Genomic DNA, 18,033 nt, shown 5'->3' on the forward strand with positions numbered 1-18,033 from the left:
ACCCAGCGAGCCGCCTCGAGGAGACTGAACATGGGCCTGAATAATCAGTGGATGCAACGCGATCTCGCGGTGTTGTGGCATCCCTGCACCCAGATGAAAGACCACGAACAGCTGCCGCTGATCCCGATCAAGCGCGGCGAAGGCGTCTGGCTGGAAGACTTCGAAGGCAAACGCTATCTCGACGCGGTCAGCTCCTGGTGGGTCAACGTGTTCGGTCACGCCAACCCGCGGATCAACCAGCGCATCAAGGATCAGGTCGATCAGCTGGAACACGTGATCCTCGCCGGTTTCAGCCATCAGCCGGTGATCGAACTGTCGGAGCGTCTGGTGAAGATGACGCCTGAAGGCCTGACCCGGTGCTTCTACGCCGATAACGGTTCGTCGTGCATCGAAGTCGCGCTGAAAATGAGCTTTCACTACTGGCTCAACCGCGGCCAGCCGAACAAGAAGCGCTTCGTCACCCTCACCAACGGTTACCACGGCGAGACCATGGCGGCGATGGCGGTGGGCGACGTGCCGCTGTTCACCGAAACCTACAAAGCCCTGCTGATGGACACCATCAAGGTGCCGAGCCCCGATTGCTACCTGCGCCCCGAGGGCATGAGCTGGGAAGAACACTCGCGCAATATGTTCGCCGCCATGGAGCAGACGCTGGCCGACAACCACGACACCGTGGCCGCCGTGATTCTGGAGCCGCTGATTCAGGGCGCCGGCGGGATGCGCATGTATCACCCGGTGTACCTCAAGTTGCTGCGCGAAGCCTGTGATCGTTATGGCGTGCACCTGATCCACGATGAAATCGCCGTCGGTTTCGGCCGCACCGGTACGATGTTCGCCTGCGAACAGGCCGGCATCCGCCCGGATTTCCTCTGCCTGTCCAAGGCCCTGACCGGCGGTTACCTGCCGTTGGCGGCCTGCCTGACCACCGATGAGGTCTACAGCGCTTTCTACGACGACTACCCGACCCTGCGCGCCTTCCTGCATTCACATAGTTACACCGGCAATCCGCTGGCGTGCGCGGCGGCATTGGCGACGCTGGATATCTTCGAAGAAGACAACGTTATCGAGAACAATAAGGCCCTGGCCCAACGCATGGCCTCCTCCACCGCGCACCTGGCCGATCACCCGAACGTTGCCGAAGTGCGCCAGACCGGCATGGTCCTGGCCATCGAGATGGTCAAGGACAAAGCCAGCAAGACTGCTTATCCGTGGCAGGAACGTCGCGGTTTGAAGGTGTTCCAGCATGCGCTGGAGCGTGGTGCTTTATTGCGGCCGTTGGGCAGCGTGGTGTATTTCCTGCCGCCGTACGTGATTACCCCGGAGCAGATCGATTTTCTGGCCGAAGTGGCCAGTGAAGGCATCGACATCGCCACCCGTGACAGCATCAGCGTGGCAGTGCCGAAGGACTTTCATCCGGGCTACCGTGATCCGGGCTGATTGACTTCACCTAAGCTTCAGCGGTGACCGGACTACCGTCATCGCGGGCAAGCCCGCTCCCACAGGATCGGCGCAAAACCTGTGGGAGCGGGCTTGCCCGCGATGGGGCCGCCAGACTTCCACACTTTTACAGAGACCATTGATGAGACTGTCCCGCTTCTTTATCGACGCCCCCTTGAGCATCGGCGAACACGAGCTTCCCGAGGCCCAGGCCCATTACATCAGCCGCGTGCTGCGCATGGCCGAGGGTGATGCGGTGCAATTGTTCGACGGCTCGGGCCATGAGTTTCGCGGCAGGCTGGCGGAAGTCGGCAAGAAGCGCGTCTCGGTGCGCATCGATGAAAGCTTCGCCGGGCAGGTCGAGTCGTCGCTGGCGGTCCATCTCGGCCAGGGCTTGTCCCGTGGTGAGCGGATGGACTGGGCGATTCAGAAAGCCACCGAACTGGGTGTCAGCGAAATCACCCCGATCTTCACCGACCGCTGCGAAGTCCGCCTCAAGGACGAGCGCGCCGACAAACGCCTGATGCACTGGCGTCAGGTGGCGATCAGCGCTTGCGAGCAGTGTGGGCGCTCATCGGTGCCGGTGATTCATCCGCCGCTGCTGTTGGCCGATTGGCTGAAACAGACTGAGGCCGAATTGAAACTGGTGCTGCACCCGGTGGCCGAGCCGCTGGTGAGTCATGCGAAACCGGCGACGCTGGCGTTTTTGATTGGCCCGGAAGGCGGGTTGTCCGACGCTGAAGTCGAGCAGGCCAAGGCTGGCGGTTTTCAAGCCGCCCGCCTCGGCCCTCGCGTACTGCGCACCGAAACCGCGCCAGTGGTGGCGTTGGCGGTAGCCCAGCAGTTGTGGGGCGACTTCTAACCCCATGATCGTTCCCACGCTCTGCGTGGGAATGCAGCCCGGGACGCTCCGCGTCCCATCAAAAGCCGAACGCGGAGCGTCCGTAGAGGCATTCCCACGCAGAGCGTGGGAACGATCTTTCAGGAACTACTGCACCGGATCACTCACCGGCTTTGCAATGATCGCCTTGAGTTCGCTGGTCATCGGAAACTCAAGGTTCAAACCTTTAGGCGGAATCGGCTGCTGGAACCAGCGGTTGTAGATGCCATTGATTTCCCCTGAGCTGTACAAATCAGCAAGCGTCGAATTCACCAACTCGAGAAATTGCGGATCGCCCTTGCGCACCATGCAGCTGTAGATTTCCCGCGATTGCTCCTCGCCCACCACGACCCACTTATGCGGATCGCGAGCCTTGGCGCGCTCACCGTAGAGCAGCGCGTCATCCATATAAAACGCCGCTGCCCGCCCTGACTGCAGCATCTGGAATGCTTCGCCGTGGTCCTTGGCGCTGATCACGAACATATCGATCTTGTGATCGACGTTGTAGCTCTTCAGAAACCGCTCATTGGTGGTGCCGGCGGTGGTCACGACGTTCTTGCCGCGCAGGTCGGCGAAGCGCTTGATGCCGCTGTCTTTCGCCGTGAGCAGCTGCCCCTTCACGTAGATGAACCCATAGGAAAACGCCACTTGCTGCATGCGCTCGGCGGTCACGCCGGTGGAGCCGCATTCAAGGTCGACCGTGCCGTTCTGCACCAGCGGTATGCGTGTTTGCGAGGTCACCAGGTTGTACTTCACCTGCAGATCCGGCAGCTCGAGTTTTTGCTTGATGCGCTCGACAATCTTGCTCGCCAGATCCACCGAATAACCCATCGGCTGCCCCGTGTGATCACCCACGTAAGAGAACGGCACTGACGCGTCGCGATAACCCAGCGTGATGCTCTTGGCATTGGCGACCTTGTTCAGCGTGCCGGTCAGCGGCGCTTCATTGGCCTGGACCTGACTGCCGAGCAGCAGGCCGAGGGTGCAGCCGATCAACGTGATTTTTTGCATTGTTATTCTCCGTTGTGGGTAGATCGAATTAACGGCGGGCGGCGATCACGGTGATTTCCACCAAAACCTCTGGACGGGCCAGTTGCGCCTGCAACGTGGTGCGGGTCGGTGCCATGTCCGGCGACAGCCATTGTGACCAGACCTCGTTCATGGCGGCGAAATCGCGGCCAATGTCGCTCAAGTAAATGGTCGCGCTGAGCAAGTGATCCTTGTCGCTGCCAGCCTCGGCCAGCAACCCATCGATTTTCGCCAGCACCTCTGCGGTTTGGCCGGCGGCGTCGCAGCTGTCACCCGGTACCTGTCCCGATAGAAACACCAGCTCGCCAAAGGTCACGGCGCCAGAGAGTCGACTGTTGCTGTTGAAACGCTTGACGCTCATCGGTTGTTCCTTTTCCAGTCAGGCGACGCGGGGTGCGAGGCCCTGCATTTCGATCGAGGGTGCGCGCCGGGCAATCAACTCACTCAGCAGCCGCGCGCTACCGCAGGCCAACGTAAAACCCAAGGCGCCATGGCCGAGGTTGAGCCAGAGGTTGCGGTACGTCGTGGCACCAATCAACGGCACGCCGCTGGGAGTCGCCGGGCGCATGCCGGCCCATTCGATGGCGGCGTCGTAATCGCCGGCAATGGGCAGTGTTTCCTGCGCCTGGCGCTTGATCAGCGCCAGACGCTTGGGATCGAGTGCCGGGTCGAAACCGACAATGTCGACCATCGCCGCTATGCGCAGTTGTGCCCCGATCCGGGCGTAAACGATCTTGCGGTTGTAATCGGTGATGCTCAGCTCTGGCGCGCGATGTTCGGCGCGGATCGGCAGGGTCAGGCTATAGCCCTTGAGTGGATACAGCGGCAGGCTCATGCCCGGCAACGCCAGCGCCGGACTGCGATGACCGGCAGCGATCACCAATTGCTCAACCGGCAATACCTGCGCGCCCATTTCGATGGCCTGTACCGCGCCGTCTCCGTGACGAATGCCGGTAACCGTGCGGCCCAGCAAAAACTCGCAACGCCCCGACGCCTTGAGCCGGGCCACCAGTTGCTGGCAGAACGCATGGCAATCGGCGACTTCTTCATCGGGCGTGTAGATCGCGCCCACGAACGGCGCCTCGGCGAGTGCCGGCTCCAGCTGAGCGCACTCGGCCCGGGACAACACCTGTTGCTGTCGCGGATCGGCCAGCCCTTGGCGCGCATGCTCGAAACTCGCCGTTTCACGAAACGTCACCAGTTTGCCGTTGCGCCGCCAGTCGAAACCGTCGAGGCGGTCTTCGTCGCGCCAGCCTTGCAGCGTGGCCTGGCTCAGCAACGCCAGGCGCAGCAGATGTGCGCCGTTGCGCTGATTCACCGAACGACGGCAAGCCGCCAGAAAGGACGCCATCCAGCGCCACTGGGCTGGGTCCAGGCGCGGGCGCAGCTTCAACGGCGAATCACCGCGCAACATCCAGCCCAGCGCCTGCAACGGTACGCCGGCATCGGCCAGTGGCGCGACATAGCGGTAGGACAACTGGCCGCCGTTGGCGAAACTGGTCTCGCTGGCAAACGAATCCCGGGCCTCGATCAGCGTTACGTCGATGCCGTCGCGAACCAGTGCGTAAGCCGTCGTCAGCCCGATGACGCCACCACCGATGATGCAAATCCGCTGAGCCATGTCTGTCCTTAAGCGTTGTTGGAACGTGCTTCAGGTTAGGACCAGGTGACAGCCGTTGAACAATGCATAAAGATGCTTGCCCCATAAACAAAGGTTATGGACTTGCCATGCGACTGCGACACATCGAGATTTTTCAGGCCATTCGCCAGACCGGTTCAGTCAGTGGCGCCGCCCAGTTGCTGCACGTGTCGCAGCCGGCGGTGAGCAAAGTGCTGCAACACGCCGAACAGCAACTGGGCTTTCCATTATTCCTGCGGGTTCGCGGTAAATTGCAGCCGACGCCCGAAGCCCTGGAGCTTGAGCGCGAAGTCGACAAGGTCACAGAGAGCCTGCAAGGCGTGCGACGTCTGGCCCAGAGCCTGCGTCGCGAGCCGGGCCACAGTGTACGGATCGGCGCGATCCCGGCGCTGGCCTTGTCGCTGCTGCCGCCGGCGATCAACGAATGGACGCAACGCTACCCGGAAATTGCCTGCGAACTGTCCAGCGCCCACAGCCGCGAGCTGATGCAGAACCTGTTGATGCGCGAGGTGGATGTCGCCCTGACGCTGCAACTGCCCGATCATCCGGGCCTGAAGGCGCAGGCCTTGGCCTGTGGAATGCTGGTGGCGCTGGCGCCGAAGGGCTTTTGGGTCGAGGGCACTCACGGTAAACCGCTGCCGTTGATCGAACTGGCCGGCGCACCGCTGATCGGTCTGTCCAGCTCCGATCCGCTGGCCGCCAGACTCGACAGCTACCTCGAGGCGGTCGATCCGCCGCCAAAGGTACGCATCGCGGTGCAGACCTATTCGCTGGCGCGGGCGATGGTTGAATCCGGGGCCGGGCTAGCAGTGATCGACCCGTTCACCGCACTCGGCGCGTCCCCCGCTGCCACGGCGATTCGTCCCTTGGCCCCGGCGCTACCGATCACCCTGTACGCGGTAACCCGCGCCGACGAACCGCCGCCACACACCTTGAGCGATTTGTTGCAGGTGTTCAGCCGACGGGCACAGGCGCAATTGGATCGCTTGATCCCTTAGAAGCCTCAAATGACATAAAACAGAATCGCCACAAAGTGCAGCAAGCTCCCGGCAATCACAAACAGATGCCAGACCCCGTGGGCATGGCGCAAACGATGGTCGAGGGCAAAAAAGATAATCCCCACGGTGTACAACACCCCGCCCGACGCCAACCAGGTAAAGCCGACTGGCCCCAGTGCCGCCAGTAACGGCTTGACCGCCACCAGCACGATCCAGCCCATCACCGCGTAAATCACGATCGACAAAATCCGCGCTTCCGAACGCGGCTTGATTTCTTGCAGGATGCCGATCAGCGCCAGCCCCCAGACAATCCCGAACAACGTCCAACCCCACGGCCCACGCAGGGTCACCAGGCAGAACGGCGTGTAACTGCCGGCAATCAGCAGGTAGATCGAAAAGTGATCGACCTTCTGCATGATCGCTTTCTTGCGCCCGCGCACGCTGTGGTAAACGGTCGAGGCGCTGTAGAGCACCAGCAAGGTGAACGCGTAAATCGCCACGCTGACGATCTTCCACGGACTGCCGTCCATACTGGCGATCACCAGCAGCCACACGCCCCCGACAAACGCCGCCACCGCCCCGACCAAATGCGTCCAGGCGTTCAATCTTTCCCCGTGATACATGTGTTGCTCACCTCAAAATTCGTTACCGCATCGCGCAAGGCTCAGGCCTCAAGCGTAAAAGCGCAATGTTTCAGAACACGACACCCCCGTAGGAGTTGCCGAAGGCTGCGATCTTTTGATTTTGATTTTCGGCCATGTCGCCTGCATCGCGGGCAAGTCTCGCTCCAGGTATATGTCGTTCACAGAAACCGCATATCACACCAATCCGTAGGAGCGAGCGGTGCGGCGATCCGACTTGCCCGCGAAGAGGCCAGAAATAATCCCCGCAGTTTTCAATGGCGGAGCATTACAGTCCGGTCAACTGCTGCACACGAATCTGCAGCTGCGCGGTGCTTTCCAATAGTTGCGCCAACAACGCCGGATCTTCATCCATATAACCTTCGTACTCCGCCAGGTTTCGTCGCTCATGACACAGGGCGAATAGCCGAACCTGTACTTTGCCAATATCAGCGGTATGAACCAGGCACTGAAACACCAGATATCGCTTGTCTGAACGGTAGCCGCACAAGCGAAGAGCCGTCAGTGCAAGGGCATGGGCAGCGTTGTAAGCCAGGTCGAAACGACTCGCGAAGGAAAGCGAAGGCGTTTGCGCGTCTTTCAATCGATCCACAGCCGAACGCATCAGCCCTTCGCATTCCTTGCGGTCCGGCGGCTCAGCTTTCAGTCCACCGCTACGTAACAGGTTTTCCAGGTTCTCGTTGCTGCCCATCCTTGGACTCCAAAGGGTTTCCCCCCATCAGATTGATCTTGTCCTGCTGCGCTACCCGCACGACAAAACTATTTTCGGCCGCCAGTTTTGCGGCCCAGTCGTCGGGGGTGTAGAGCGTCGGGTTGAGGACGCGGCCCAACAGTTCTTCCATCGGGATAAGCCGCTCCATCACTTCACTGTAGTGCAGGCCCTCGCCGATCAGCATGAGATCAATGTCACTGGATGCGTTTGCCTGATCCTTGGCGATAGAGCCGTACACAAATGCCCAGGCGATCTGTTCGGCAAAGGGTTGGAGCGCCTGACGCAGAGGCTCGGCAATACCAAAGGTTTTGCGGGCGATGCCCAGCAGTTCGGCATAGATGGGGCAGTCGGGATTGGCTTGATAGTGGGTCTGGTTACCCTGACGGGTCATGGTCAGCACGCCTGCCCGCTGCAACCGATCCAGCTCGCGCATGAGGCTGCCTTTACCCACTTGAGCCCAGCGGGCGATCTCGTTGGCGTAAAAACTTCGGTCGGATTTACCAAACAGCAGGCCGAGCACTTTTTGCTGGGTGGTGGTGAACAAGGCTTCGCTCAGTGACAGGTTTTTCACGGCAACGACCGATAAGTCCCAAAAAAGGAACGATAGGTCCCTTTTTGGGAATCTTCAACCTGACGCAGCGTAAACCATTGTTCTCTGCGTACCTGATACACCTTGATTGCAGGTTTTGGGGCTGCTGCGCAACCCAACGGGGCAAGCTCCCTCGCCACAGGGGGGGCCGACAGCCTGGGGTTTTGTGTTTAAAAGTTTGTCCGCAGACACGGTGAGAGGCTACGCAATCTGGCGGCGCTGCCTACAGCAATGCCGGAACCCGCCGACTGGTGCGGTTTTGCGTTGATCTTTATCGTTTGGAGGTCGCTGCAAACTCAGCGACCGGGATTGGAACCCCGTGGTGTTAACGAGGCAAAAGCGCCTTTCATAACGTATGCTTGCGCACCTTTAATGTGTGCACTCCGTTATGGCGGCTGTGCGCGGGAGACCTTAGTGTCTGTCGGGTTTTGTCCGTTTGCCCGGGTTCCAGCCCGCGTACAGCTGCCACCCCTTCGATTGGAACCCGATGGAGCAGCTGAAACTCATTAAATGGAGCTTCACTATGTTCAAAGCTACTCCCAATCCCCCGGAAACCGGCGTCGATTCCCAAGCATCCCTCGAAGCCGAGAAATTCAAGGAAGCCGCCGACCGCGCCTTCTCCCATTACTTCCCGTCACCCCACGAAAAACCGGCCAAACGCCGCAAGTCCCAGCTCTTCACCGTCTCCCCCGATATCGACACCGAAGCCCTTCTGGCCAATGCCTCCGAAGACCTGCTGTCCATCAGCGCCATTGCGGCCGATCTGGCGGACGATGTGGAGGGCTCACGCCGCTCTATCGCCTTGGCGCTCAGCCGTTTGGCAGATGGCGTGCAGTTGTTGGTGGAGCGGGTGCTGGATCATCATGAGTCGTTGCAGATGAAGGCTCAGGCCGGGGTTTAGCGCAGCCCCCCTGTGGCGAGGGAGCTTGCTCCCTCGCCACAGGCGATCCGGTCAGACCAGGCCCGCGCTTACAAGCAGCTCCTCCAGCGCCAACAAATCCGGCACTTTGGCCACTTGCTCCCCCACCTGCACCGCCGCCTTTTCCAGCGCACACAACGGCACATCGACATAGCTCAACTGGCTATCCAGCTTGTAAGACCGCGGAATCCCCTGCACCAGCAGCGCAATGAACTTCAGCTCAGGCCGCCCGCCGAGGGCGTTGAGGATGACGATCCGCGCCCGATCACCGATCACCACTTTGTTGCCACACGCCGACTCGAAACTTAGCAACGGAATCTGCCGATCCCGCCACTTCACCAACCCCAGGTACCACGGCGGTGTATCGAGATCGAATGCCCCCGGCTGATAGTCGATCAGTTCAGCGACAGCGACGTTGGGCAGGATCAGGTTGCGGTCAGCCAGGGGCAGCAGCAGGCCGGTAAGATTGCTGGAGCGGTGTTCATGCATGGGTTTTGCTCCACCGGGCGATGCTGTCGAGCAGCACCGATTCCTGATACGGCTTGCCGAGGTAGTCGTTGACGCCAATGGTCATGGCGCGGTCGCGGTGTTTTTGGCCGGTACGGGAGGTGATCATGATGATCGGCAGATGCTGCAAGCGTTCGTCGGCGCGTACCTGGGTCGCCACTTCGAAGCCGTCCATGCGCGGCATTTCGATGTCCAGCAGCATCAGGTCGGGCATGTGTTCTTCGAGCAGCAACATGGCGTCGACACCGTCCTTGGCGGTCAGCACGTTCATGCCGTGGCGTTCCAGCAAACGGCTGGTGACCTTGCGCACGGTGACCGAATCGTCGACCACCAGCACCAGCAACGGTCGTTGCGATTCAGGCTCTACGTCCTGCGTCACAGGCCGTGACGGCACCTGCGCTTGCATGGCGCGGATCGGCGCCAGCAAGTCGAGAATCAGCACCACCCGGCCATCACCGAGAATCGTCGCGCCGGACAAACCCTGCACCGCGGCGAACTGCGGGCCGAGGCTTTTGACCACGATTTCCCGGGTGCCGGCCATGGCATCCACTTGCACCGCGACGTGTCGCTCATTGCACTGCACCAGTAACACCGGCAACGGTAGGCTCTGGCCCAGCAGTTTCGGGCGGGGGCTGGTTTTCAGCAGCTCACCGAGATAGCACAACTCATAACGTTGCCCGGCGTATTCGTAGGTCGGCGGATCGAGCCGGTAATGCCCTTCGAGTTCGTTGGGCAACACCCGAACAATGCCGTCAATGGTGTTCAAAGGGATCGCGTATTGATCCTCCCCACACTGCACCATCAGCGCGCGGTTGACCGACACGGTGAACGGCAGGCGAATCCGGAAATGCACGCCCTGCCCTGGCACAGAGTCGATGACCATGCTGCCGCCGAGCTGCCGGACTTCTTCGTGAACCACGTCCATGCCCACGCCACGCCCGGAGATCTGGGTGATTTTCTCGGCGGTGGAGAACCCCGGTTGCAGGATGAATTGCAGCACGTCGCGGTCGCTGATGTCGCTGTCCGGGTCGAGCAACCCGCGCTTGATTGCCTTGCGCCGCACGGCGTCCAAAGGCACGCCGGCACCGTCATCGCGAATGTCGAAAATGATGTCGCCGCCCTCTCTCGACAGGTCGAGGGTGATCTTGCCCTGAGCCGGTTTGCCGGCCGCAATACGCACCTCGGCCGATTCCAGCCCGTGGTCGACGGCGTTGCGCAGCATGTGTTCCAGCGGCGCGGCCATGCGTTCAAGGACATTGCGGTCCATCTCGCCTTCGGCGTTGCCCACAATGAAGTCCACGTCCTTGCCCAGTTCGCTGGCGACCTGCCGAACAATGCGCTTCAACCGCGGCAACATCCGCTCGAAAGGCACCATGCGCGTACGCATCAGGCCTTCTTGCAATTCGGTGTTGATGCGGCCCTGCTGTTGCAGCAGGTTTTCCGCGTCATGATTACGCCGTTCGAGGGTTTCCTTGAGGTCGAGCAGGTCGGAGGCAGACTCGAACAGCGCCCGTGACAGTTGTTGCAGCTGCGAGTGACGGTCCATCTCCAGCGGGTCGAATTCCTCATAGCCCAGGCGTTCGGCTTCGACTTGCTGACGGCTGAGAATCCGCCCCTGGGTTTCGGTATCGAGGCGGCGCAACTGGTCGCGCATGCGCTCGATGGTGGTTTCCATCTCGCTCAGGGCCACCCGTGCGTCGTTGACCTGTTGTTCAATGCGGCCACGGAAGATTGAAGTTTCCCCGGCCAGGTTGACCAGGTCGTCGAGCAACTCCGCCGAGACCTTGACCGTGTCGGTGCCTTCGGCTTGTGGTGCGGTTGGATCGGCTTTGGGCGCTACGGGCAGCGTCACGGGTGCCGATGTTTCAGGCACCGCCGGATGGCTGAAATTCTTGATCGCATCGATCAACCGATCGGCTGGCGGTAATGGCTGGCCGGCGCGGGTGGCGTCGAGCATCTGCGCCAGTCGGTCATGGCTGCGTTGCAACAACGAGAATAGCTCGGCGGTGGGTTGCAGCACGCCAGCCGACAAGCCTTCGTAGAGGAATTCCAGTTCATGGACCAGGTCGCCAATCGGCACAATCTCCACCATTCGCGCGCCACCCTTGAGGGTGTGCAGGTCGCGCAGCAGGGTTTCCACTTCCTGGCGATTCGACGGTTCGGCCTGCCAGCGCAACAGTGCCGCACCAGAGTTTTCAATGATGTCGAAACCTTCCTCGAGGAAGATCTCCAGAAGCTCGGAATCATGGCCCGCCGAGTCATTGCTGACCGCCGGCTCGACTACCTCGGCGCTGCCGGCATTGCCCTGGCGAAACTCACGAATGGCCGCGATCAACTCGCCCGGGTCACCCAGCGGACGATTGTGCTGCAACTGATCAAGGAACATGGCCAGTCGGTCATGGCTCTGTTGCAGCAACTGCGCCAGCGCTTCGCTGTGGCTGTAACGGCGGTCCACCAGGCCTTCGTAAAGGCTTTCCAGTTCATGGGCCAGATCGCCGACCGGCTCGACCTCGGCCATCCGCGCACCGCCCTTGAGGGTGTGCAGGTCGCGCTGCAAGGACAACAGCGGCGCGGCGTTGTCCGGGTCACTCAGCCAACGCTGCAAGGCCTGGCCGGCGCTCTCGAGGATATCCACCGCTTCTTCAAGGAAGATCGAAACGATTTCGTCGTCCAGCTCCACCTGCGTCGCGCTCTGCTCCAGCTCGGCGGTGGCGCTGCCCAGTTCCCGGATGCTCAGGGTGCGGCTGCCGTCACTGCGGATCAGGCCCATGGAGGATGGATCGAGACTCTCATCGAGCAAGCCGCGCAAGGCCCGAACGCGCTCCGGTTGCGCAGTGACTTCCTGGCCGGCCGCCAGTTCGTCGAGCATGTTGATCAGCGCTTCATGGGCACTTTGCGCCTCGTGGAAAAACCTGTCGCTGACCGCCAGGCTGCTTTCTTCCACCGCGCCATACAGGTCGAGCAATGCTTCGCAGAGCTCATCCACCGGATGCAGATCGGCCAGGTGCGCGCCTTCGCCGAGGGTGGTCAATTCGTCCAGCAGCGCGCTCAGTTCCTGCCGCTCGCCGGGATGCTGCTGCCAGCGCTGCAACAGGCTTTCGGCGTCCAGCAGGATGTCCATGCCCTGGGCGAGGAAGTTGTTGATCAGTTGCGGATCGCGCTTGATGCGCTGCTTCGTACTCGGTGCGTTCAACAGGCTTTGCAGACGTTCGGCCAGCAATGCCTGGGTTCGCTCGATCAACGAGCGGGCGTCGGGAATTTCGGCCAGCGGATCACTCTTGAGTTGTCGCAGGCCAAGGCGGAACAGCCCTTCGGCTTCCAATAGCAATTCGACTTCGTCCAGATCGAAGGCAATCCGGTGTGCCTTGTATTCCCGGGCCAGTTGATCCAGGGGTGCCGCCAGCTCGGCAATCGGCAGCACGCCGGCCATGGACGCGCTGCCCTTGAGCGTATGCAAGGCACGCTGCAACTCGTCACTGGCCTGGAGCGGCACGTGCTCGGCGGCTTGATCGAGGAAACGATTAAGGCTGCTTAGATGGGTTTGCGCCTCGTTGCGGAAGATCTTCAGCAACAGTGGATCGAGCGCCGCGACATCCTGCGTGTCCTCATCCGCCACCGGCTCATCACCCTTGGCGAGGGCATGGGCGCGAGCGGCCAACTGATCGACATCGTTGCGCTGGCGCTGGGCATTGGCGGCGAACTCGGCCACCAGTTCCGGCAGCAGCTTCAGCGCATCTCCCACCAGTTGTTGCACCGCAGGCCCTGGGGTGACGCTGTGTTCAAGCACGCGATTGAGCAGGTTTTCCACCGCCCAGGCCAACTCACCCAGCACCAGCGCACGGACCATCCGGCCACTGCCTTTGAGGGTGTGGAAGGCGCGGCGTAATTCACTCAAAACCGATGTGCTGTCGGGGTTGGCCGACCAGCGCGGCAGATACTCCTCGAGGATTTCCAGCACCTCGTCAGTCTCTTCGAGGAAGACGTCCCGCAGCTCATCGTCCACCGGTTCTTCCCCGGCGGGCGGCGGCAACAGGCTACCCGGCATGGTCAGGGCTGGCGGGTTGACGGACGACACCGGGCTGGCCAACACATCGGCCAGAGACTGAACGGTTTCGGGATCGTCGAGTTCCTGCATGTCCTGCATGACCAGTGCTTCATTGGGGCTGAGCACATCCTTGAGCATCGGCACTTGCTGTTCGCTGGGGAAGAAGCCGAGTGAGACCAGGCCTTTTTCGGCGACGTCGAGCAGGTGTTCCCCCGGTGCTTCGGGGTCGTCGCTGAGGCGCTCCAGGTAATACTCGATGCTGGTGATGACGTCGGCCAGGCTGTCCAGTTGCCGCCAGCCGGGCTGGCCCGGGTCCACCAGCAAATGCTCGCGGATGAAACCGTTGCAGGCCTCGACCAGGCTCGCTGCGCGGGCCAGCGGAATCATCGCCAACGCACCGCGCACCTGGGTCAGCAACGCCGGCAAGGGTTGCAAATGCTGGCGATTCCAGTCGGCGTCGATGTAGTCGACGATCATGTCCTTGGCCTGTTGCAGGCAAATGCGCGCTTCCTTGATCACGATCTGATGGATCTGCGTCAGGTCGATGGTCGGCAGACGGTTGTCTTCCTGGCTTTCCGGTTCAACGGTGCCGACCATGCCGGCCAGGGTCGCTTCGACGTAGAGCAAGGCCCCGGCGACGTCCATCAGGGTGGCGTCGTTGGGTTCGCGCTGGCCTTGGGCAAGGCTCAGCACCACCGCCAGTTGATCGATGATGACTTTGCGCGGCTGGCCGAAACCGAGGACCGCCAGGGTATCGGCGATTTGCCGCAGGGGCGCCAGCAGGCTTTCGAGGTCCGAGGTGTGCTGGCGGTCGCTGCGCACGAACAGGTCCAGGCGCTCCTTGACCCGCACCAGCTCTTCGCACAGCGCCGACAATACCGAACGCATGGCGTCGCGGTCGGGGCCGGCCAGCCTTGCGCCTTCTTCATCGACCATCGCGCCGTCGGGTAGCGCATCGTCAAGTGAGTAGCGATCTTTCATGGTCAGCATCTGCCCGGTGTGGTGTTCGGCCTTGGCAATATAGAACAACAAACTCTTGAGCAGCTCCGGCGGTGCCGGTTGATTGATGGCGCGCATGCCGTGTTCGAGCAGACGTTTGAGCTCTTTGTCGGCGTCCCTGAACAGGCTGCGCAACGCCGGGCTGTTGGCAATCGAGCCATTTCGCATGCCTTCGACCAGCGCCGAAGCGACTTGCCATAACGGGCTCAGGGGCGCATTGCCGCACAGCGCTTCAAGGTGCGCAAACACCCTGGCCAGATAACCGAAGTGGGTTTCGTCATCCTGCTCGCGCAGCAAACCGACCAGGGCCATCTGCAACATCTGCCGCAACTTGCGCAGCACATTCGGCAAGTCGGACGGCTCCAGCAGCGCCAGGGCTTGCGGGCTCAGAGGCGGCAGCTCCGGCAGTTGCGGGCTGAACAGGCTGGTTTCCGACAACAGGCTTTCGCCGCGGGCACTGCGCAAGTCGTTGATCAACGGCAACACGACTAACGGCAAATCATGACGGGCACCTTGCACCCGGTCGAGGTAAGTCGGCAATTGCCCCAGGGCGTGCAGCAACAGATGGATCGCCTCGTCGCGATGGCTGATGCGGTTTTGCTGCAAGGTGCTGGTCAGCTGCTCGATTTCTTCGGCGAGCAGGGCCGCGCCGTAAAACTCGACCATCTGCAAGCTACCGTGAACCTGATGGACACAGGCCAGACACTCACCCAGCGTGTGTGTCGCCTGCGGGTCGTCGATCAGGGTTTCGATCGCCTGATGAGCCTGTTTCAGCGTTTCGGCAATCTCGCCTTTGACCCATTCGAGGGCCACATAGTCGTGCCGATCACCCATAACTACTCCAATCAAGATGCAATCCGCCCGGGGGCGGTCAAACGTTGTCCGCAGACTTGGCCGGCAAGGTGAACCCTGACACTGAACGCCGCAGCTGGCTGGCCATTTTCGCCAGGTTGCCAATACTCTCGGCGGTGGCGGTGGAGCCGGACGAGGTCTGCGTGGTGATCTGCTGGATCACGTTCATCGTCAGGGAAATCTGGCCGGCCGACGAAGTCTGTTGCTGCGCGGCGTTGGAAATACTCTGGATCAGTGCCGCGAGGGTCTTCGATACGCCTTCGATTTCTTCCAGGGCCACTCCAGCATCCTGCGCCAGACGCGCGCCGCGCACCACTTCGGTGGTGGTCTGTTCCATGGAAATCACCGCTTCGTTGGTGTCGGCCTGAATCGCCCGCACCAGCGTTTCGATCTGCCGGGTCGCCGCGGACGAACGCTCGGCCAGACGCTGTACTTCATCGGCCACCACCGCAAAACCACGCCCGGCATCACCGGCCATGGAGGCCTGAATCGCCGCGTTGAGGGCGAGGATGTTGGTCTGATCGGCAATGTCATCGATCAGGCTGACAATGTCACCGATTTCCTGAGAAGACTCTCCGAGGCGTTTGATGCGCTTGGCCGTGTCTTGAATCTGTTCGCGAATATTGTCCATGCCATGAATGGTGTTGTGCACCACTTCGTTGCCCTTGTTGGCGATTTCCACCGAGCGCTCGGCCACCGCAGAGGATTCAGCGGCGTTGGCCGAGACCTGATCGATGGACTGGGCCATGTCATTGATCGCCGTGGAGGCTTCGGATATTTGCTGCGCCTGATGCTCCGAGGCTTGGGCCAAGTGCATGGCGGTGGCTTGGGTTTCCTGCACGGCGGCGGCGACCTGGCCGGCAGTGAGGTTGATGGTCGCCACCAGATCGCGCAGTTGGTCGACGGAATAGTTGATCGAGTCCGCAATGGTGCCTGTGAAGTCTTCGGTCACCGAGGCGGTCACGGTCAGGTCGCCGTCGGCGAGGTCTTCGATTTCGTCCAGCAAACGCATGATCGCGTTCTGGTTACGCTCATTCTTCTCGGCGGTTTCACGCAGTTGACGGTTGGTTTCGCGCACCATCACCAGGCCGATCAGGATGATCGACATCAATGCCAGCAAGCCCAGCACATAGCCGCCGATGGTATCGGTGTTGCGCCCGCCGGCGAGGTTTTCGAAACGGCTGGCCAGTTGCGAGGCTTCATCGAGCAGGGTTTGCGACAGAGTAAAGATGTTGCTGGCCGATTCGCGGACCTTGAACAGCTGCGGCGAGGTTTCGAGGATTTCGTCCACCGAACCCGATACGAATTCGAACAGTTCGGAAATATCGCTCAACCGCGCGCGCGCATCACGGTCTTCGACCTGGCTGATTTTCAGTGCCGCATTCCCCTGAAGCATGCCGTTGAGCACCTGACCGAAACGCGCCGCGTCGCGACCGAAAGCGTCGGCCGCCTGCTGCGAATTTTCATCGCCCGACAGCACGGTGTTCACCGCACCGAGAATCCGCTCGGCCAGCAGCGACTGACGCTGAGCCATCGCCACCTGAGCGGCCGGGGCGCCACGTTGCAGGAGGGTTTCGACGACTTTTTCATACTCGACCTGCAACTGCGGCACGGTTTCGGCCAGGGTGGCGGCGACTTGATGCAAGGACAGCACGGTCTGCTCGCTGGAAAGGATGGCGTCGGTATTTTTCAGCAGACGCTCCCAATCCAGCTGCACGGCGCGCATTTCCGGGCGCACGATGGACGGTGCCGGCGGCAGGCCGGTGGAAGAATCGCCTTTCTTCAGATAGCCCCAACGCTGGGCAAAGTCGTTGCGCGCATCACTGAGCAATTTGAACGCCGCGGCCTTGCCGGCGGCGGCTTCGGTGGCATTCTTGGCGATGCGTTGGGACAACACGCGCAGCTCACCGGCATGGCCGATGTACTGTTTGTCGTAATTGGCCTGGGTGTTGAGGTACGCGAAGTTGGCGAACAGCAGCATGATGAAGACAATCAGCGCGATGAACAGCACGATGATCTGCGACCGGCTGCGCGACCCTTCTGGCTTGCCTGTGTTTGCTTTTATCATCGGTCCTCGCCTGTCCTGCCCAATTCACTCTATGCCCTTGTAGGAACGAGCGGTGCGGCGATCCGACTTGCCCGCGAAGCAGGCGCTGCGGTCTTTCAGGAACACCGCGTTTTCGTTCTTCGCGGGCAAGCCTCGCTCAGGATCGCCGGCGCCGCGTTTACAGCGCTACGTTCATGAATCCTTGCGACTGCGCCAACGCAAACGGGCTGAACACCTGCCACTTCTGCTCACGCTGAAACCGGCCTTTGACGAACGCCGTCATCGGCCCTTGCACGTCATCGGCCGGCACCGGCTCCAGGCTGTCCTGGGCAAAGTGCTGCAAGCCGAAGACCTCATCGACCATCAACCCTGCAAACACGTCTTTGTGCTCCACCACCAATATCCGCCGTTGCTTGCGCAAGGCAGGCAGTTCATGGCCGGGCTCATAACCATAAAAAAAGCCATGCAAATCCACGATCGGCAGCAGTCGCCCGCGCAGGTTGGCCACGCCCTTGACCCAAGGTTTGACCCCTGGCAATTGGGTAACGCGCGGTTCGTGCAGCACTTCGCTGACTTCGCCCATGGACGCGACGTACCAATGCTCGCCCAAGCGAAAGCCGATGCCGCTCCAGCTGGCCTGTCGGGTCGGCTGGGACGGCAGGTCCGCCGCCAGCAGACGACAGCGCTGGTCAATCTGCAGCAGCAGTTCGAAAGCCGTCAGCGACTCGGTCATGGCCGG

Annotated in this window: 14 protein-coding genes; 4 read left to right on the forward strand and 10 right to left on the reverse strand. The window is 61.2% G+C overall.

Going from position 1 to position 18,033, the window contains the following annotated elements; genetic code table 11:
* Positions 1 to 30: 30 nt before the first annotated feature.
* Positions 31 to 1,437, forward strand: a complete 1,407-nt coding sequence (locus LOY56_RS24750) for an adenosylmethionine--8-amino-7-oxononanoate transaminase (RefSeq protein WP_258617832.1) — start codon at positions 31 to 33, stop codon at positions 1,435 to 1,437.
* 142 nt (positions 1,438 to 1,579) lie between these two features.
* Complete coding sequence (locus LOY56_RS24755) at positions 1,580 to 2,299, forward strand: 16S rRNA (uracil(1498)-N(3))-methyltransferase (RefSeq protein WP_258617835.1); 720 nt, start codon at positions 1,580 to 1,582, stop codon at positions 2,297 to 2,299.
* A gap of 126 nt (positions 2,300 to 2,425) precedes the next feature.
* Here LOY56_RS24755 and LOY56_RS24760 read toward each other — a convergent pair whose 3' ends face one another.
* Genes LOY56_RS24760 through LOY56_RS24770 form a run of 3 tightly spaced genes read right to left on the reverse strand, consistent with a single transcriptional unit; the run spans position 2,426 to position 4,967 of the window.
* Positions 2,426 to 3,328: a transporter substrate-binding domain-containing protein gene (locus LOY56_RS24760; RefSeq protein WP_052965021.1), complete on the reverse strand. Its 903-nt coding sequence runs from the start codon at positions 3,326 to 3,328 to the stop codon at positions 2,426 to 2,428.
* Positions 3,329 to 3,356: 28 nt separating this feature from the next.
* Positions 3,357 to 3,707, reverse strand: a complete 351-nt coding sequence (locus LOY56_RS24765; RefSeq protein WP_258617836.1) for a RidA family protein — start codon at positions 3,705 to 3,707, stop codon at positions 3,357 to 3,359.
* An 18-nt stretch (positions 3,708 to 3,725) separates the two neighbouring features.
* A complete protein-coding gene (locus tag LOY56_RS24770) occupies positions 3,726 to 4,967 on the reverse strand; it encodes a D-amino acid dehydrogenase (protein WP_258617838.1) in 1,242 nt (413 codons plus the stop codon).
* Positions 4,968 to 5,074: 107 nt separating this feature from the next.
* Here LOY56_RS24770 and LOY56_RS24775 point away from each other — a divergent pair, with 107 nt between their 5' ends.
* Positions 5,075 to 5,983 (forward strand): LysR family transcriptional regulator, encoded by a 909-nt coding sequence (locus LOY56_RS24775; protein WP_258617839.1) that lies wholly within the window; start codon positions 5,075 to 5,077, stop codon positions 5,981 to 5,983.
* Positions 5,984 to 5,988: 5 nt separating this feature from the next.
* Here the strand turns inward: LOY56_RS24775 and LOY56_RS24780 are convergent, their stop codons facing one another.
* The 3 genes from LOY56_RS24780 to LOY56_RS24790 all read right to left on the reverse strand — a co-directional run bounded on the left by LOY56_RS24780 (position 5,989) and on the right by LOY56_RS24790 (position 7,907).
* Positions 5,989 to 6,606 (reverse strand): PAQR family membrane homeostasis protein TrhA, encoded by a 618-nt coding sequence (locus LOY56_RS24780; protein WP_258617842.1) that lies wholly within the window; start codon positions 6,604 to 6,606, stop codon positions 5,989 to 5,991.
* Positions 6,607 to 6,892: 286 nt separating this feature from the next.
* Positions 6,893 to 7,315 carry a hypothetical protein gene (locus LOY56_RS24785; RefSeq protein WP_258617843.1) on the reverse strand — a complete coding sequence of 141 codons (423 nt, stop codon included), beginning with the start codon at positions 7,313 to 7,315 and terminating at the stop codon, positions 6,893 to 6,895.
* Positions 7,278 to 7,907, reverse strand: coding sequence for a nucleotidyltransferase domain-containing protein (locus LOY56_RS24790; protein ID WP_258617845.1), 630 nt, complete (start codon positions 7,905 to 7,907; stop codon positions 7,278 to 7,280). The genes LOY56_RS24785 and LOY56_RS24790 overlap by 38 nt, the downstream gene beginning before the upstream one ends.
* Positions 7,908 to 8,448: 541 nt before the next feature.
* Between LOY56_RS24790 and LOY56_RS24795 the strand changes: the two genes are divergently transcribed.
* Positions 8,449 to 8,826 (forward strand): DUF6124 family protein, encoded by a 378-nt coding sequence (locus tag LOY56_RS24795; RefSeq protein ID WP_258617847.1) that lies wholly within the window; start codon positions 8,449 to 8,451, stop codon positions 8,824 to 8,826.
* Positions 8,827 to 8,877: 51 nt separating this feature from the next.
* Here LOY56_RS24795 and LOY56_RS24800 read toward each other — a convergent pair whose 3' ends face one another.
* The 4 genes from LOY56_RS24800 to LOY56_RS24815 form a co-directional block, all read right to left on the reverse strand.
* Positions 8,878 to 9,333 (reverse strand): chemotaxis protein CheW, encoded by a 456-nt coding sequence (locus LOY56_RS24800; protein ID WP_258617848.1) that lies wholly within the window; start codon positions 9,331 to 9,333, stop codon positions 8,878 to 8,880.
* A complete protein-coding gene (locus tag LOY56_RS24805; RefSeq protein ID WP_258617852.1) occupies positions 9,326 to 15,229 on the reverse strand; it encodes an Hpt domain-containing protein in 5,904 nt (1,967 codons plus the stop codon). The genes LOY56_RS24800 and LOY56_RS24805 overlap by 8 nt, the downstream gene beginning before the upstream one ends.
* Before the next feature lie 37 nt (positions 15,230 to 15,266).
* On the reverse strand, positions 15,267 to 17,315 hold the full coding sequence (locus LOY56_RS24810) for a methyl-accepting chemotaxis protein (RefSeq protein WP_258617853.1): 2,049 nt from the start codon (positions 17,313 to 17,315) through the stop codon (positions 15,267 to 15,269).
* 157 nt (positions 17,316 to 17,472) lie between these two features.
* Positions 17,473 to 18,027, reverse strand: coding sequence for a chemotaxis protein CheW (locus LOY56_RS24815; protein ID WP_258617856.1), 555 nt, complete (start codon positions 18,025 to 18,027; stop codon positions 17,473 to 17,475).
* Positions 18,028 to 18,033 lie beyond the last annotated feature (6 nt).

The organism is Pseudomonas sp. B21-048, assembly GCF_024748615.1.
Lineage (GTDB): Bacteria > Pseudomonadota > Gammaproteobacteria > Pseudomonadales > Pseudomonadaceae > Aquipseudomonas.

What these genes read in the sequence shown, in the direction of transcription:
- LOY56_RS24785 (WP_258617843.1), bottom strand. Translation starts at nt 7,315, where the DNA reads ATGGGCAGCAACGAGAACCTGGAAAACCTGTTACGTAGCGGTGGACTG.
- LOY56_RS24755 (WP_258617835.1), top strand. Translation starts at nt 1,580, where the DNA reads ATGAGACTGTCCCGCTTCTTTATCGACGCCCCCTTGAGCATCGGCGAA.
- LOY56_RS24765 (WP_258617836.1), bottom strand. Translation starts at nt 3,707, where the DNA reads ATGAGCGTCAAGCGTTTCAACAGCAACAGTCGACTCTCTGGCGCCGTG.
- LOY56_RS24770 (WP_258617838.1), bottom strand. Translation starts at nt 4,967, where the DNA reads ATGGCTCAGCGGATTTGCATCATCGGTGGTGGCGTCATCGGGCTGACG.
- LOY56_RS24800 (WP_258617848.1), bottom strand. Translation starts at nt 9,333, where the DNA reads ATGCATGAACACCGCTCCAGCAATCTTACCGGCCTGCTGCTGCCCCTG.
- LOY56_RS24795 (WP_258617847.1), top strand. Translation starts at nt 8,449, where the DNA reads ATGTTCAAAGCTACTCCCAATCCCCCGGAAACCGGCGTCGATTCCCAA.
- LOY56_RS24810 (WP_258617853.1), bottom strand. Translation starts at nt 17,315, where the DNA reads ATGATAAAAGCAAACACAGGCAAGCCAGAAGGGTCGCGCAGCCGGTCG.
- LOY56_RS24815 (WP_258617856.1), bottom strand. Translation starts at nt 18,027, where the DNA reads ATGACCGAGTCGCTGACGGCTTTCGAACTGCTGCTGCAGATTGACCAG.
- LOY56_RS24780 (WP_258617842.1), bottom strand. Translation starts at nt 6,606, where the DNA reads ATGTATCACGGGGAAAGATTGAACGCCTGGACGCATTTGGTCGGGGCG.
- LOY56_RS24805 (WP_258617852.1), bottom strand. Translation starts at nt 15,229, where the DNA reads ATGGGTGATCGGCACGACTATGTGGCCCTCGAATGGGTCAAAGGCGAG.
- LOY56_RS24760 (WP_052965021.1), bottom strand. Translation starts at nt 3,328, where the DNA reads ATGCAAAAAATCACGTTGATCGGCTGCACCCTCGGCCTGCTGCTCGGC.
- LOY56_RS24750 (WP_258617832.1), top strand. Translation starts at nt 31, where the DNA reads ATGGGCCTGAATAATCAGTGGATGCAACGCGATCTCGCGGTGTTGTGG.
- LOY56_RS24775 (WP_258617839.1), top strand. Translation starts at nt 5,075, where the DNA reads ATGCGACTGCGACACATCGAGATTTTTCAGGCCATTCGCCAGACCGGT.